Consider the following 16,106-nt stretch of genomic DNA (forward strand, 5'->3'; position numbering starts at 1 on the left):
ACTATGCCCTGGGGAATTATAGCTATACCGGCCATGGCCTGTCTTGTTTATGGTTTTTTGTTAGGCTTAAAGTCTTTGGAAGCGGAGGAAGGGCGTTTAGTGAAGCAACAAAAACTGAATGATGAGGATCGGCATTGAAGCGCAGCGGTTGTTCAGAAGAAAAAAGCATGGCATGGATATCGTCGTGCTTGAATTAATAAAAGGTTTACAAAAAATTGATAAAGTAAATCAATATTTTATATTCACCAAGCAGGGTGCTGATGAAGGCTGTCTTGTACAGCAAGAGAATTTTACGATCATTAAAACACGCTTTGCCCCGTATCCGGTTTGGGAGCAGGTCATATTGCCCGTTTTGGCGAAAAGACACCGGCTGGACCTGCTGCATTGTACCAGCAATACCGGCCCCCTGTTTATTAATATTCCGGTTTTATTAACATTACATGATATTATATTTCTAAACAGCGAGGATAATATAAGAAACGGAGGAAATCTCTATCAAAAGTTGGGCAATCGTTACAGGAGATTTATTGTACCCAGGTTGGTTCCCAGGTGCAGGTTTATCATCACTGTATCGGAATATGCCAGGGCTGAAATACGCCGGCATTTTAATTTGGAAGCGCGAAAGGTAATAAAGGTGTATAACGGTATCAGCGAAAGGTTTAAAAGTTTTCCCTCCGGTGAAGTGTTATCGCAGGTAAAAAGAAAATACGATTTGCCTGAAAAATTTGTTCTCTTCTTCGGCAATACGGCCCCCAAAAAGAACCTGCCTGGCACGCTGGATGCTTTCCTGAACCACACCTCGCCCAACATCGGGCATGAATACAAACTGGTCATCGCCGACCTTGGTGAAAAAGACCTCCTTAAAGTGCTCAGGTCGTTAAATGCCCTCCATTGCCGGAATAGAATACATTTGGTAGGATACATCAGCCATAAAGACCTGGTAAGTCTTTTTCATGCTGCAAAACTGTTTTTATACCCTTCACTGGCAGAGAGTTTCGGGCTGCCGGTACTGGAATCCATGACTTGCGGTACTCCTGTTGTTTCATCCAACCTATCCTCTATTCCTGAAATAGCCGGGGATGCGGCCATTTTAATTGATCCGTCTCAACCCAGGGCCCTGGGTGATGCTATGGAAGATGTCCTTTCTGTCGGCCAATTGTACCAAAGGCTGGTTACACTCGGTTTTGAAAGGGCAGGACAGTTTTCAAACCTGACAATGGCACGGCAGATATGGCGATTATATTCATCTGCCAGTCAGATTTCACAGGTTGAAAGCTAATAGATATCAGAAAAATGCTTACAATTAATTACCAAATCCGTGGCATTAGGACTTTTTCCTAATTTGGGTTTTTGGAAATCCCTCTATTGAAAGCGCGTTCGAAACGGCCTATTTTTACCGAAATGATGCTCCTGCCAAAAAGGTTTACGGAGACCATTAATTCCTCTGGGGATAAAAAATTTTGTACGCTGAATCGATAGGGTAATATGGGTTTGAAAAGATGCCTGACTGGAATGGAAAAATATTAAAATTTAGTTGCTTACTGATGTGTGTGATTAACATGGTAGTGGCCGAGGGGACCAAAGAATATCGCCCCGCGATTACCAACTTTGGCAACATACGCATTGGCGACGCTTTACAACCTGACCTTGCCATCAGGTTTGCCACCTATGCAGCACTGCCGTCCGAACAATTGAGAGTAAAGATTAAAGATCCTTCCAGGGAAGTTATCTATTATGGATTTGATATTTCTTTAGGAAGTAATGTATATGTAAGGATCAAAGACCCGAACGGTAACATTGTAGTAGGCGCAACCTTGATACCCGGCAGTGGAACAGGGCATATTGGCAGTCATAGCCAGGCAATTATTGGCCCCGATCAAATTAACGGCGGCGGATATGACGCCTGGCTTTACGAACCCCTGATGGCAGGAGACTACCTGTTCGAATTCAATGCCGGTAACCCCAATACACATACGGGTAATGAGTTTATTATTGATCTATTCGATATCACTGTTTATGACCAGTCAGCCGGCCAGGTGCGAACAGGTAGGTTGTGGTCTCAAAAATGGGCAGGTAATACAGACAGTTTTGATAATCCCTTTGTGGGAAAATACTACATTTATTCACCGTCAGATAGTACTTTATCCGTATTTGAGCCCAACGGTATGAAGCCGTTTACCTTTGAAATCTTCGCCAACTCTACAGGCCCGTTTAATACAGGGGATGTAATCACTGATAGAAAATCAGCCAATAGCAAGGCTGGGATTCCGGAATACCTTCTGTTTCTCAACATGCCCGATTCTACTGTTTTTCCCTATGCAAAATCAGAGGCACTTTTTACCGGCCAGCCTACCATTGAAAAATGTCCGGGTGGTTTTTGTATTGATTTTGAGGTGAATAAAAGCGGTTTTGTAGAAATATTCATAGAATTAAACGGGGTGCCGGAATACCAGGCCGACACAGAAGATGTAACCCTGTTTCTGCCGGCCACCGCGGGCGCTAACCAGGTCATCTGGAACGGACTTGACAATTTTGGAAACGATGTTTCCGAAATCGATGATATAGTGGTAAATATTGATTATGGCACTTCACCCACCCATATTCCCATATTTGATGTAGAGTCGAATCCCAACGGTTTCAGGGCCACGACATTGAAACCCGCATTTCAGGTGGAAGAGCTGCATTATGATGACTCGAATCTTGCAAACGGCACGTTGAACATAGAAGGTTGTGAGACCCCCTGCCACAGTTGGGTGCCGCTATCTGGTTGTTGCAACTCGATTGGCAACGCCAGAACGGTGAATACATGGTGGTTTAGCAATAAAAGTACGGAAGCTTACTGGATAAATTCCACCAATCTTGCGCCGTCAGTTCTGGCGGATTATGCTGATACCATTCCTGCAGGCTCACCGGTCACCGTTAATTACCTCAACAATGATACCGATCCTGATAATAACCTGGATCCGGGAAGTTTTGAAATCATTGTAGATCCCCGGCACGGAACTATCGAGCTGGATATTGTCAATGGTATCATCACTTTTACGCCCCGGGAAGGCTACTCGGGGCCGGATAGCCTCACTTACAGAATTTGTGATGAGGGCTTACCGGTACGCTGTGGCCAAGCCATGATCTTTTTTACGGTTGGGGTGGCAAATTTGCCACCGGTGGCTGTCGATGACCAATATATTGTTGAAAATTCGGCATTACTCATCATTGATAACCTTGCCAATGATGAGGATCCCGACGAAAACCTGGATCCGGCTTCACTTACGGTTTTGTCAGGTCCATATACTGGTAACCTGATCAATGATGAAGAGGGCAAATGGGTTTATGTTCCTATGGATGCTTTTGTCGGAAAAGATTCGATTCAATATCAGGTTTGCGATAGCGGAACACCCCCACTGTGCGATCAGGCGATGATAAGTATTGAGGTATTGCCCTCATCGAGGTGTCGGATTAACATATACACCGGTATCTCACCCAATGGTGATGGGGTAAATGATCAATGGGTCATCGAGGGTATCGATTGTTTCCCTGACAATGAATTACAAATATTTAATCGCTGGGGTAACCTGGTTTATAAAGCATCGGGATATAACAACCAAAGCGTGGTTTGGAGCGGTGAAGTAAACGCCGGATTGTTGATCAAAAGTGAAAAATCGGCACCCAATGGCACCTACTTTTACCTACTTCAGGTGAAGGAGTTAAATGAAAAATATACCGGATACATAGTTTTAAGCAGAGAATGACATTAAGAATTTCCATATTGATAGCCTGTTTGGCATACATGGCAATAACTGCACCAAAGGTTTTGGCGCAGTCCGAGCCCATGTTTTCACAATATATGCTGAATGGATTGGTCATCAATCCAGCCTATGCCGGGGTGCATAAGGTGACAGACATTGCCTTGGTATACAGAAATCAGTGGACCGGTATAAGTGGGTCCCCTGAGACCCAAACCTTAAGCCTGCATACCTTGTTGAAAGATGGAAAATCAGGCCTTGGTTTTAATTTGATCCGGGACAACATCGGTGTTACCTCTCAAACCATGGCCAACGGCAGTTATGCCTATAAAGTTCCTTTACGCAAAGGGATACTATCTCTCGGTTTGATGGCCCGGTTGAATTTTATCAACTTTGATTTTCCTGATCTGCATTTGCAGACAAGCAATGACCCGGTATTTACCGGAAAAGAAAACACCCGGGAGGTGAGCTTCGGGGCAGGGATGTTTTACCACACGGAGCGTTTTTTTCTTGGGCTGTCAATGCCACACCTCACAAGATCGGATCTGTTTAGCCGCCATTGGTTTTTGCACGCCGGTTATGTTTTGGAGGTGCAACCCTTTGTAAAGCTGAAACCTTCGGTACTTATTAAATATGTGGACGGGGCTCCCCTGGAGATCGACCTGAATGCTACTGTTTTCTGGAAAGATAAGTTTTGGTTAGGCGTATCTTTGAGATCTTTTGACGGCGTGTATGCCCTGACCGGTCTCAACATCACCCGGCAACTGGGTATTGGGTATGCTTTTGACCTCGCACTCACCGATTTAAACGCTTATGCCAAAGGTACGCACGAGATAATGCTTAAATACAGATTTTCTTTCAATAAGTCAATGATACTTAGTCCAAGGTACTTTTAGAAAGTAAAATGCTATATAAAAAATATACATTGATTTTATTTTTGCAGGGCTTTACACTCATGGTTTTGGCTCAAAAATCCATGGTAGCCAAAGGTGATTATCATTTCTCCAGGCTTGCTTATAAAGATGCCGCCAAGGCTTATGAGGAAGCATTGGCGACACAGGATGACTTTTTGATTCATTTGAAACTTGCTCATAGCTACGTAAAGTTAAATCAGCCGGCAGAAATAGAATTTTGGTATAAAAAAGCGCAGGAAAGTAAGCCGTTAATATCGGAAGACAAGTTTAACCTTGCTGTTGCATTGACTAAAAATAAAAAGTATGATGAGGCCATTTACTGGTTTGAGGTTTACAAACAGGAAAAACCGGACGATAGGAGGGCTTTAAACTATCTTAAGTCCCTAAATAACCTCAAAAGCTTTTATCATGATGCGGGGCAGTTCAAAATAAAAAACCTCTCGATCAACTCCGGTCAGGCCGATTTCAGCCCTGTTTATTATCGTAACGGAATTATATTTGTTTCTGGCCGAAAGCAGTCATCCTGGAGCGAAAATCTGCATTTGTGGGATCAGACCCCGTTTTTGGATCTGTACTATTGGGAATTTGACAATAATGAAATTGTCAACTTCAGCAAAAATTTAAATACCAATGTGCATGAGGGGTCAAGTACTTTTTATCAAAATGAAAAATACTTGTTTTTTACCCGGAACAGTTATTCAAACGGAAAAGCCTCTGAGAGTATTGACGGCATAGTAAAACTGAAGATTTACCAGGCGCAAAATGAAGGAGGAAAATGGAAGAAGATTAAAAAACTTCCATTTTGCCGTGATGATTATTCGGTGGGGCACCCCACCATTACCCCTGGTGGGAAGCGGTTATATTTTGTATCCGATATGCCTGGTGGCGTCGGGGGCACGGATTTGTATTTTTCGGATAAACTGGAAAATGGCAACTGGTCAGAGCCGGTGAATCTGGGGGAAAAGATCAATACGGCAGGAAATGAGATGTTCCCTTTTATTCATCGGGACAAGACTTTGTATTTTGCCTCGGATGGGCTTGGTGGCTTAGGAGGGTTGGATATGTTTGAAGCCCATTTTGGTGTAAACAACGAGGTTTTGTGGGTCAAAAACCTGGGGGCTCCGCTCAATTCCAATGGCGATGATTTTGGATTGATATTGGATCAAAACAAATCCTCGGGATATTTTACCTCTGACCGCCCCGGGGGCAAAGGGCATGACGATATCTATCAGGTCGAACTTTTGAAAAAAAGTATCACGATAGAAGGCATAGTAGTAGATAAGCATACAAGGGAGAGACTGCCCAATGTCCGGATAAAAGTGCTGGAAGAACATATCGAGCATAACTATTTGCTTACCGACCGGGAGGGATATTTCGGGTTCAGCATTGAGCCTGAGAAAATGTACCGGCTGGTTCTTAAGAAGCTACAATATCTCACCAAAAAGGACAGCCTTTCTACTCACAACATCAAACCCGGCCAAACCATTACGGTTGAACTGGTTATGGAAAGAGCGGATTTTATCGTCAATGCGAGGACTATCAAAAAAAACAATCACATGCCGATCAATGAAAGTGTAAAGGTTACCCTGTTAAATAAAACATCCGGTGACATCGACTCATTGGCAGCAGACCCTGATGGCGAGGTCGAATTAAGCTTACAACCCAACAGCGATTACCTGCTGAAGGCAGAAAAAGAGAACTACTTTACACTCACCAGGAGATTTTCGACTCATGGGTTAAAAGATCCGAAAACCTTTGAATTTGAATTTCCCATGCAGGAAATAGTGCTGGAAAAACCGATTAAAATAGAAAACATTTACTATGATTACGATAAATGGTATATTCGCGAGGACGCGCTGCCCGAGCTGGACAAAATATTTCAACTGCTCATCGATAATCCTGAACTCAAAATCGAACTGAGCTCCCACACAGATTCAAGGGGAGAGGCGGCTTATAACCTGGAACTTTCACAAAAGCGCGCCGAGTCAGTGGTAAATTATCTGGTTTCACGGGGTGTAAGCCCTGAAAGGCTCATCGCAAAAGGTTATGGCGAAAGCGCACTACGGAATTATTGTGGTGGCTTTGTAGATTGTGATGAAGCAGATCATCAGATCAACAGAAGAACCGAGTTTAAAGTGATCGGTAAGCTGCCCGGAAAGAAAAGTTAGCAATCAAATATGCTGAAACAGAAAACCTATGTTGTTTAATTCACCTGAATTTCTTTTTTGCTTCCTGCCCCTGGTACTGACCGGTTATTTTGGGCTCAACCATTTTAACCGCACTGACCTGGCCAGGGGCTGGCTGTTTCTGACGTCACTCTTTTTTTACAGTTGGTGGAACCCGCTGTATCTGCCTGTTATTCTTGGATCGATGCTATTTAACTACCTGATGGGCAAGGTGCTGAGCAACCCTTCAGGGAACAGTAAAAAGAAGCTGGTACTTATTCTGGGAATAAGCTGCAACCTTTCACTGCTGGTTTTCTTTAAATACACGGATTTTCTCATTGAAAACCTTAACCTCGCCGCAGGCACGCAGTTATCCCTGCTTTACATCACTTTACCGTTAGCAATTAGCTTCTTTACATTTCAGCAAATCGCCTATCTGGTGGATAGCTACCGGGGGCTTACAGGCACTTACAATTTCTTTAATTACGGGCTATTTGTAGCCTTCTTTCCTCAGCTTATCGCCGGCCCTATCGTGCACCACAGCGAAATGATGCCGCAGTTTTATACCAAAGAGAATAAAAGTTTCAGCTACGAAAACTTCACCAAAGGGCTTTATGTCTTTTTTATGGGACTTGGAAAAAAGGTAATCATCGCAGATACTTTTGCAATTTTTGCTAATTATGGTTACGGCAACACGGCCCACCTGACGATACTGGATGGCTGGATTACTTCATTGTCTTACGCCGGACAGCTATATTTTGACTTTAGCGGGTATACCGATATGGCCATCGGCGCGGCTTTGATGTTTAATATTAACATTCCGGTCAATTTTAATTCCCCCTATAAAGCCTTGAGCATTCAGGATTTCTGGAGGCGTTGGCACATTACCTTGAGCAGATTTCTTAGGGATTACGTATATATACCGTTGGGAGGAAACCGCCGTGGTGAATTGAAAACCTTAAGCAACCTGATGATCACATTTATCATCGGTGGTATCTGGCATGGTGCAGGATGGACTTTTGTGTTTTGGGGGTTTTTACATGGTGCAGCTTTGATTATCCACCGTCTTTGGAAAAAGGCCGGGTTGGAGCTACCTGATATGGTTGCCTTCATAGTGACTTTCAATTTTGTCAACATCGCCTGGGTGTTTTTCAGGGCGCCGAACCGGACAGATGCCACAAATGTACTGTATGCGATGTTTGGCATTGGCAAAACGTTCAACATCGATGTTACGGTGCTCAACGATGTTTATGCTATCCCAATGGCTTTATGTGGTATTGCATTATTGTTTTACAAAAACACTCATCAGTTGTTACAGGAATTTACCTTTAGCAAAAAGCAAATGGTTTCGGCCATCGGCTTGATCACGTTAGGCATGTTGTTTATTAACTCAACGACGGCCAATGACTTTTTATATTTTGATTTTTAACTGTAAATCGATGGAGGCAAAAAAGTTCTTATTCAGGGTTTCAGGTATCAGCTTCTTACTGATGGCCGCTTTTGTTACATTCAATTATTTTCAGGATGTATACGGGTTGTTCCACCCCTGCAAAGACCTTGAATTAAAGGTTTACACCAACGAAAGAACCTCAAAATACCTGCTTTCCCATCGTTACATCCCGGAAAATTTTGAAGGTATTGTTATCGGACCTTCCCTTTCCGCCAACCTGAATACGGAAACTATAAAGGATTACAAAATATACAATGCCAGCATCATGGGTGCCAACATTTCCGAATTGCGATACCTGGTGAACAATATTGTAGAACGGGGCAACCTGCGATTTGTGATCATTTGCCTTGATCCTTACCTGACCAAAGACCATGGTAAAAAAAGCGCCAGAATAGACCCCAAGGAAGTTTACGGTGCCCTTGGCTCCACTAATCTGATTAAAACTTATTTGTTTAAAGTTATCCGGGATAATGAGCTATTGCCCGGTAAATTTCCCCCGGATGCTACAAATGCTTATGGATTTAATAATTTCAATCCGGAGCTGGCCAAGGGCGACGCCAGGGAAAAAATATTGGAAAAAGTCAGGCTGAAATCAGCAGAGTCAACCTGCATTGATCCTGTGGCCGAAAAAGAATTAGGGGAAACCATAACTTATCTAAGGCAGCATCAAATCCAGATAATTGCTTACTTCAGTCCGGTTCCTCATCAGATTCTTTCTATTAATCACCAAAACTATAAAGCCTATCAGGACAGAATGAGGCAATTGTTTTTCAGCGAAGATATCTTGCTGGACCTGAACCATGAACGTTATCAGGCAATTACTGCCGATTTTGATACCTACATCGATCACGGACATTTGAGTAAAAAGGGTCGGGATTTTGTACTGGGCGAATTAAGACAAGCCCTTTTGAAGCATGTTCAACCAAAGAATTCGAGCTATAGTGAAAGGTAAAAATATCATCATCGTAGGGCAGCAACCATGGGACATCGACATCGGCAGCAATGCTAAAAATATAGCTATGGAGTTTGCCAGACACAATCGTGTGATCTATGTAAATGCCCCGCTGGACAGGATAACTATCTTGAAGAAAAGGAAGGATCCAAAGGTACAAAAGCGGCTAAGGATTTTACGCGGAAAAGAGCCGCACCTGGTAAAAATTGCTGGTAACCTTTGGAACCTTTATCCCAGGATGGTAGCTGAGTCAGTGAACCGGATCCCTTTTCACAGCATATTTAAAATTTTTAACCGGAGTAATAATCAAAAGTTTGCCAGGCAAATAAAACTGGCGGCAAATGAGCTGGGTTTTGATACGTTCATTCTCTTTAATGACAGTCTGATGTTCAGGGGATTTTATCTGAAGGAGTTTTTGCGTCCTGAAAAGTATATTTATTATACCAGGGATTATCTGATTATACAGCCATATTTTAAAAGACATGGCGAAAGGTTAGAAGGGCAGTTGATGAAAAAATCGGATCTCATAGTCGCTAATTCAACCTATCTGAGGGATCATGCTGCTAAATTTAATGAGCGCTCGTATTATGTGGGACAGGGCTGTGATGTAGCTGATTTCGATGATACAAAAATAGCGGAAATACCGGCAGACATGTCCCTGATGAACCGGCCGGTGATCGGATACATTGGTTATCTGACGGCTATGAGGCTGGATATTGAATTACTTAATCACGTGGCAACATCAAAGCCCGATTGGTGCCTGGTGCTGGTGGGGCCTGAAGATGAGGTTTTTCAGAAAAGTAAGCTACATCAACTGCCCAATGTTTTTTTCCCGGGTGCCAGGGAGCCGGATCAACTGCCGGCTTATGTCTGGCAGTTCGATGTATGCATCAATCCCCAGGTGGTCAATATGCTTACCATGGGCAATTACCCAAGAAAAATTGATGAGTACCTGGCCATGGGAAAACCCGTGGTAGCGACAAAAACCAAGGCTATGGAAGTATTTGAGGATTATGTATACCTGGGAAAAACAAAAGAACAATGGGTGGAATTGATTGAAAAGGCACTGGAGGAAAATACACCTCGAAAACGTGTGGCAAGGAAGAAATTTGCTAATTCCCATACCTGGGAAAACAGCGTAAAAGAGATTTACCGGGCCATCGAGCACGCAGAAAAACAGAAATATGGCCATTAAAAAATCAACATACTTTCCCGGGATTGATGCGCTGAAAGGGTGCCTGATTCTGCAGGTAGTGCTTACCCACGCCCTTGGTGACAACAACCTGAGGTTTCTGATGTATACCTATCATATGCCCCTGTTCATGGCTGTGTCCGGTTTTTTAATCAAGCAGGAGAGGCTAAGAAAACTGTCATTCGGTGCACTGATCAAAAAGTATTTGTACAGATTGATTATACCCTGGTTGGTAGCCTTTGTTTTTTACAATGGCATCGTTTACAGGAGCCGGATTCTGTCATTCGGCATGCCCGAATTAGTCGAAAGGGTCATATATCCTTATTACCACCTGTGGTTTATTCCGGCCCTGTTGGTTATGATCATATGTCTTTGGCTTATCGAAAAATACCGGATTAATCCGACAGTGGTTTTAATCAGCTCTTTGATAATTACTACCGTGTGGTTTGCCTGGTTTCAGTGGATTGACAAGCACTTGATGCAACAAAACCTTATCTATAAATTCCTGGGCGACAAGCGGAATTTTATCTACTTCTTTTTCTTTTATTTAAGTTATCTGCTTAAAAATTACCGGAGGGATTTGCTGGGGTATTTCAGTTTTAAAAGACTGATCGTTACCATACTGGTTATCACCCCCTTGCTGATTTTGTCCAATTACATGAAGGGCGACCCGGTAAGGCCGTATTACTATACATTTTTTTATCTTTTGTTTAATGTATCCATCATCTTCTTTGTGTTGTCTTATCTGATCGGCTATACAATTAAAAACAGCATCCTGCAGTTCAGTAATAATTATTCCATGGTCATTTATCTGTATCATTATATCATTCTGGTTACCCTTCATAATATGGTTGCCAGGTTCATCGGAGAAAGCCTTGTCCAGACCGTGTTGTTGTTTACAGGTACCTGTGTCATTTTGTTACCGGCAATCAGGATATTATCGAAAATTTACTTCATAGACCTTTACATATTTGGAAACACCAGGCGACTGGACAAAAAACCTGTCGCCGGAAAAGATGCCTTACAGGGTCTGGAAATTGTTAACACAGAATCAAGTCATCATGTCAATATTTGAAGCTATTATTTGGGGATTGATTCGAGGCCTGACGGCATTTGTTTCCGGCTTTTTGGCCTGTAAACGGGTGATCGAGATCGTGAAGAAAGGTAAACCGACCTATTTTGCGGCCTACTGCTTTATTGCCGGTGTGATTACCATTTATCTCGGTACGCAATGACCTCCTGTTACCGTATTTGAGAACTGACCCGGATCGGAGATTAATATTAAATGAAGTTCAAAGAAAGTTAGAAAGCGAATTATGAATTATGTGGAATGGACCTTTTGGGTATTGCTTTTTGTCATATTCTACGCTTACCTGGGATATGGCCTGGTGCTGTTTCTGCTGTTAAAAATTAAAAACCTGTTTAGAAAAGGTAAAAATCAGGAACAGGAACAATTTGAACCGAAAGTAACCCTCTTTGTCACTGCGTACAATGAGGCAGCATGCATCAGGGAAAAAGTAGCAAACACCCTGGCCGTAGATTATCCGAAAGACAAGTTAAGAATTGTTTTTGTAACCGACGGCTCAGATGATGGCACGCCTGACATTTTGAAAGAATACGACGGGATTTCAGTCTACCATCGTCCTTTCCGCGCCGGAAAAATCGGGGCTATTAACAGGGGGATGGGCTATGTCATCTCACCTGTCGTTATTTTTTCAGATGCTAATGCGATGCTGAATAAGAAAGTGGTGAAAGAGATGGTGAAACACTATCGGGATCCGGCTGTAGGGTGTGTGGCCGGGGAAAAGCGGATTCTGAAAAAAGAACTCGATACGGCCTCCGGTGCCGGTGAAGGGATTTACTGGAGATATGAATCGGCACTCAAAAAAATGGACGCCGGGTTGAATTCTGCGATTGGGGCGGCAGGGGAGTTGTTTTCTATACGTACCTCATTGTTTGAACCGGTAGAGAAGGATACGATACTGGATGATTTCATGATTTCCATGCGCATTGCCGCCCGTGGTTATAAAATTGTCTATGAACCCGGAGCCTATGCTTCGGAATCCGCATCAGCTTCAATAGGGGATGAGATGAAAAGAAAAATAAGAATATGCGCTGGTGGACTACAATCGATGGTCAGGCTCAAGCCCTTGCTTAACCCTTTCAAATATGGTTTACTGAGCTTCCAGTATATATCGCACCGGGTGTTGCGATGGACGCTGGTACCTTTGTTTTTATTACTCATTATTCCCCTGAATTATATCCTGATGCAGTATGAACAAGGGATTTACACCTTCCTGTTTTATGGCCAGTCGGTGTTTTACACGGCTGCCGTAATCGGTTGGTTTTTGGAAAAAAAGTCATTGAGAAATAAACTGGTTTTTGTACCCTTCTATTTTTCCATGATGAATATTGCCGCCTTCAGAGGTTTTTTCCGGTATGTGAAAGGCAGACAGAGTGTTCTGTGGGAAAGGGCCAACCGGGCGGATGCGTAATTATTTATTAAATGTTAAACATACTTTTAAATGAAAAGACTTGACTATTTGAAGAAGAGTAATGCCTGCTACCTGATCATGGTTTTCATGTTTGTAGCGGCATGTGTGGACCGGGATGTAAAACCGCAAAGTCCTGCAGGTGAAGAGAACCTGGATACGGTTGAAGTACCTGAGGAGTTTGAATTTGAGACTTCCGGTATGGTGGAAATAAACATTCAGGATGTCAATATAGATGAACTCATCAAATACAGCATCTATAGTTTTGGAGCAGATACGCTCAACGATTTGGTAGCAACCGGTTTCACCGATAACAGCGGTTCGTTCAGTACCGTGGTAAATCTGCCAAATTATCTGCAAAAGGTCTATGTGGTTCGAAACCACAAAGGAAAGTTCGATGGTTTTGCGTTGCCTATCGAGTCAGGGACAGTTAGCCTTAACTATACGGAACCCGGTGGAAAAACAGGCCGGTATTTTAGCAGTCAGGAAGGGTGCACCGAGGTACTTTATGCGGTTAATAGCAAGGGCCGGTTTTTCACAATTGACAATGAAAGTGGAAGTTATGCGGAGACAGCTTTGCCTGATCTGGATGGGGGTGGCTCTATTGCCTGTGCCGTAGACCGGGCCAATAGAAAAACCTATTATAATACAGGTACTACCTTGCGCTACTACGATATTGATAACAATACTTTCCATATTGTTTCTCAGGGAAATCCTTTTAATGGGAATTACCCCCGGATGGAATACAACAATACCGATGGGTTTTTGTACATCGCTAAAAATGAAAATATGTATATCATTGATCCTTTAAGCAACCGGGTAATTTCCAATATCTCCATATCCGGTATTCAATCCCCCATCAGCGGTGGTGATCTGGCTATTTCCCTGGATGGAACTATTTACATGTGTACATTTTCAGGGTTGTACCGGATCGAAATAGCCGGTGAAGGAAATACGGCCGAGGCGATCAGAATCAGTGCTGAAGGGTTGCCTTTTCGACCTACCTCTATGGCCATAGACCGTTACGACCGGTTGTATCTGGCCACCAACGACAGCAATTCCCGGTTGATTGAAATGGACAAGTTTGACGGGGCCTGGCAGGTGGTTCAGACTTATAATCACACAATCAATGATTTGGGCTCATTACCATGCCGGCTGGATGAGTTAGACGACACAGATTCAGATGGTGATGGTATTAATGATCCGCTCGATGAGTTTCCGGATGATCCCGAACGTGCTGGCGAGACCTTTACGCCTAGTAAATATGGGTGGGGATCCCTGGCCTTCGAGGATCTTTGGCCGGCCAAAGGTGATTTTGATTACAATGATCTGGTGGTGAATTATCGCTTTATTGCAGTCATCAATGCCAGTAACAGAATTGTGGAGTTGAAGGCAAAGTTTAACGTGAGAGCTATTGGCGCTTCTTTTAAAAACGGGTTTGGTTTTGAAATGCCTGTAAGCCCCGCGCTGATCAGCAGCGTATCGGGCTTCAGACTTAATGAAAACATTGTCACTGTGGATGCCAAAGGCCTGGAAGCCGGCCAATCCAACGCAGTAGTCATAGTCTTCGATAATGCCTTTAATGAACTTCCGCATGTGGGAGGGCGGTTTATCAACACCGAACCCGGCTTTCCTGTATCTACAGGTGAGGACATAGAGATAAATATTGTTTTTGAAGACCCCATCGACCCCGAATCGCTTGGAGCTGTTCCTTTTAACCCCTTTATCTTCATTGATGGAGAACGCGGTAAGGAATTACATCTGAAAGACAAAAAACCCACTGACCTGGCTGATAACTCTTACTTCAATACCCTGAGCGATGCCAGTAATGTGGAGGCTGCACAGTACTATAAAACCAGTAACAACGTTCCGTTTGCCATTGACATCATTCATGAATTCAGATACCCGATCGAGCAAAAGCCAATTAACGAGGGATACAATTATTTTGTCCGATGGGCTACTTCCGGGGGCAATATTTATAAGGATTGGTACAAGGATAATGCGGGTTACCGAAACGACAGTAAGATTTATGATTAAATCTAAAACCAGTAGTAACAAAGATTTTTTTACTTCCTTAGCATGTTAGTAGCCGCAGGCATTCCCAGGCCTGCGGTTATTTCTATCAATTGGAAACTCGTCCTGAATTGGGAAAGACTTTAATAGGGAGAATATTTAAAATATTGACAATCAGTAATATGAATTCCTGGCATCCAAATGGTTCTCATATAACCAAACATAAAGGTTATATGGAAGCACTAAATCATAATAAAATTAATCCACTTGTTTATTTACTGGCAGGTTCAGTGCTGGAAAACAAGTACCTGAGAATATGCCTTGAGGATATGGGGTTAAAAAAAATTGTCACCATAGTAAATACCGAACATTTGAAACAGGAATTGTATCGCCAACCGGATATTGTGATGATCGATGCCGAATTGAGTAACCCTTTGATTCCGGATTTAATTCAGGCCATTAAAGCAGAAAACCCTCAAACTCACCTGGTATTTTTGATTGATCGGGAGAATCATGTGGAGATTACCGATCTTTTGAAATTCGGGGCTTTTGACTTTGCTGTTAAAGACATTCAGTTTGCCCAAAAAATCACCAGAATTGTGAATACAGTGGTTAGATTAAAGCAACAAATAGGATAATTCAATGGCATTAATTGACCACTACGTTGATCAGTTTGCCACCTTCAAGATCGTGGACATTGATCTTTAACTTGTCACCTTCATTAAAATGGTTAGCAATACCTTTAATTAGCCCTACCCCCAGACTGTGCATTTTCCGTTTTGAGTAATATTTGATGTTCACCTCTTTTTTATTGATTCTTTCGACCAACAATTCGGGTGGGGCAGCTTCGGGCTGGGATAACCTGACGGTTCTATGCATGGTTGTTTCTATGTTTGAAAGGAGGTCTATGGTTCTCCAGCTAGGGAGTAAAAATGAACGGTAGGTTTTCATCAAAGCCGGCACAAGAAATTGACCAAACCCCTCAAGAACCTCATCTTTATTTGTGTTCAAACGCTTACAGGCAGCATTGACAATCGCCAGGATTTCCCCATCAGGATGACTCCTGGTGGCATCATAAAACTTTCCTTTTAAGCCTGAATCTTCCATGATCCCATTTAATTCTTCAAAGCCATGATGCTCTCTGACGAATTTAAAGAGCTGATTAAAAATTATACCGTGCATATT

The 16,106-nt window shown here is 42.8% G+C and carries 14 protein-coding genes; 13 read left to right on the forward strand and 1 reads right to left on the reverse strand.

What is annotated here, in order from left to right; genetic code table 11:
- Positions 1-3: 3 nt before the first annotated feature.
- From AC04NP_RS01400 to AC04NP_RS01460, 13 genes are all read left to right on the forward strand, one after another.
- Positions 4-138, forward strand: a complete 135-nt coding sequence (locus AC04NP_RS01400) for a hypothetical protein (protein ID WP_482857508.1) — start codon at positions 4-6, stop codon at positions 136-138.
- Positions 119-1,279, forward strand: coding sequence for a glycosyltransferase family 4 protein (locus AC04NP_RS01405; protein ID WP_482857509.1), 1,161 nt, complete (start codon positions 119-121; stop codon positions 1,277-1,279). The genes AC04NP_RS01400 and AC04NP_RS01405 overlap by 20 nt, the downstream gene beginning before the upstream one ends.
- Before the next feature lie 265 nt (positions 1,280-1,544).
- Complete coding sequence (locus tag AC04NP_RS01410) at positions 1,545-3,749, forward strand: Ig-like domain-containing protein (protein WP_482857510.1); 2,205 nt, start codon at positions 1,545-1,547, stop codon at positions 3,747-3,749.
- Entirely contained in the window at positions 3,746-4,639 is an 894-nt protein-coding gene (locus AC04NP_RS01415; protein ID WP_482857511.1) for a PorP/SprF family type IX secretion system membrane protein, read from the forward strand. Before AC04NP_RS01410 ends, AC04NP_RS01415 begins: the two co-directional genes overlap by 4 nt.
- 8 nt (positions 4,640-4,647) lie before the next feature.
- The gene (locus tag AC04NP_RS01420; RefSeq protein ID WP_482857512.1) at positions 4,648-6,825 is read left to right on the forward strand and encodes an OmpA family protein; all 2,178 of its coding nucleotides are present in this window, start codon (positions 4,648-4,650) and stop codon (positions 6,823-6,825) included.
- Positions 6,826-6,853: 28 nt separating this feature from the next.
- Complete coding sequence (locus AC04NP_RS01425) at positions 6,854-8,251, forward strand: MBOAT family O-acyltransferase (protein ID WP_482857513.1); 1,398 nt, start codon at positions 6,854-6,856, stop codon at positions 8,249-8,251.
- A 10-nt stretch (positions 8,252-8,261) separates the two neighbouring features.
- Complete coding sequence (locus tag AC04NP_RS01430; protein ID WP_482857514.1) at positions 8,262-9,224, forward strand: hypothetical protein; 963 nt, start codon at positions 8,262-8,264, stop codon at positions 9,222-9,224.
- The gene (locus AC04NP_RS01435) at positions 9,214-10,419 is read left to right on the forward strand and encodes a glycosyltransferase (RefSeq protein ID WP_482857515.1); all 1,206 of its coding nucleotides are present in this window, start codon (positions 9,214-9,216) and stop codon (positions 10,417-10,419) included. Before AC04NP_RS01430 ends, AC04NP_RS01435 begins: the two co-directional genes overlap by 11 nt.
- Complete coding sequence (locus AC04NP_RS01440) at positions 10,409-11,491, forward strand: acyltransferase family protein (protein ID WP_482857516.1); 1,083 nt, start codon at positions 10,409-10,411, stop codon at positions 11,489-11,491. Before AC04NP_RS01435 ends, AC04NP_RS01440 begins: the two co-directional genes overlap by 11 nt.
- Positions 11,478-11,651: a hypothetical protein gene (locus tag AC04NP_RS01445; RefSeq protein WP_482857517.1), complete on the forward strand. Its 174-nt coding sequence runs from the start codon at positions 11,478-11,480 to the stop codon at positions 11,649-11,651. Before AC04NP_RS01440 ends, AC04NP_RS01445 begins: the two co-directional genes overlap by 14 nt.
- Positions 11,652-11,732: 81 nt before the next feature.
- Positions 11,733-12,911, forward strand: a complete 1,179-nt coding sequence (locus AC04NP_RS01450; RefSeq protein WP_482857518.1) for a glycosyltransferase family 2 protein — start codon at positions 11,733-11,735, stop codon at positions 12,909-12,911.
- Positions 12,912-12,941: 30 nt separating this feature from the next.
- Positions 12,942-14,945 (forward strand): LruC domain-containing protein, encoded by a 2,004-nt coding sequence (locus AC04NP_RS01455; protein WP_482857519.1) that lies wholly within the window; start codon positions 12,942-12,944, stop codon positions 14,943-14,945.
- A gap of 209 nt (positions 14,946-15,154) precedes the next feature.
- Complete coding sequence (locus AC04NP_RS01460) at positions 15,155-15,559, forward strand: hypothetical protein (protein ID WP_482857520.1); 405 nt, start codon at positions 15,155-15,157, stop codon at positions 15,557-15,559.
- A gap of 10 nt (positions 15,560-15,569) precedes the next feature.
- On the opposite strand, the gene AC04NP_RS01465 is transcribed toward AC04NP_RS01460, so the two are convergent.
- Positions 15,570-16,103, reverse strand: a complete 534-nt coding sequence (locus tag AC04NP_RS01465) for a heme NO-binding domain-containing protein (RefSeq protein WP_482857521.1) — start codon at positions 16,101-16,103, stop codon at positions 15,570-15,572.
- Positions 16,104-16,106 lie beyond the last annotated feature (3 nt).

Source organism: Agaribacillus sp. DX54, assembly GCF_056858335.1.

Coding starts and splice junctions, on each gene's coding strand:
- AC04NP_RS01400 (WP_482857508.1), top strand. CDS start 4: ATGCCCTGGGGAATTATAGCTATACCGGCCATGGCCTGTCTTGTTTAT.
- AC04NP_RS01405 (WP_482857509.1), top strand. CDS start 119: ATGATGAGGATCGGCATTGAAGCGCAGCGGTTGTTCAGAAGAAAAAAG.
- AC04NP_RS01410 (WP_482857510.1), top strand. CDS start 1,545: ATGTGTGTGATTAACATGGTAGTGGCCGAGGGGACCAAAGAATATCGC.
- AC04NP_RS01415 (WP_482857511.1), top strand. CDS start 3,746: ATGACATTAAGAATTTCCATATTGATAGCCTGTTTGGCATACATGGCA.
- AC04NP_RS01420 (WP_482857512.1), top strand. CDS start 4,648: ATGCTATATAAAAAATATACATTGATTTTATTTTTGCAGGGCTTTACA.
- AC04NP_RS01425 (WP_482857513.1), top strand. CDS start 6,854: ATGTTGTTTAATTCACCTGAATTTCTTTTTTGCTTCCTGCCCCTGGTA.
- AC04NP_RS01430 (WP_482857514.1), top strand. CDS start 8,262: ATGGAGGCAAAAAAGTTCTTATTCAGGGTTTCAGGTATCAGCTTCTTA.
- AC04NP_RS01440 (WP_482857516.1), top strand. CDS start 10,409: ATGGCCATTAAAAAATCAACATACTTTCCCGGGATTGATGCGCTGAAA.
- AC04NP_RS01445 (WP_482857517.1), top strand. CDS start 11,478: ATGTCAATATTTGAAGCTATTATTTGGGGATTGATTCGAGGCCTGACG.
- AC04NP_RS01450 (WP_482857518.1), top strand. CDS start 11,733: ATGAATTATGTGGAATGGACCTTTTGGGTATTGCTTTTTGTCATATTC.
- AC04NP_RS01455 (WP_482857519.1), top strand. CDS start 12,942: ATGAAAAGACTTGACTATTTGAAGAAGAGTAATGCCTGCTACCTGATC.
- AC04NP_RS01460 (WP_482857520.1), top strand. CDS start 15,155: ATGGAAGCACTAAATCATAATAAAATTAATCCACTTGTTTATTTACTG.
- AC04NP_RS01465 (WP_482857521.1), bottom strand. CDS start 16,103: ATGCACGGTATAATTTTTAATCAGCTCTTTAAATTCGTCAGAGAGCAT.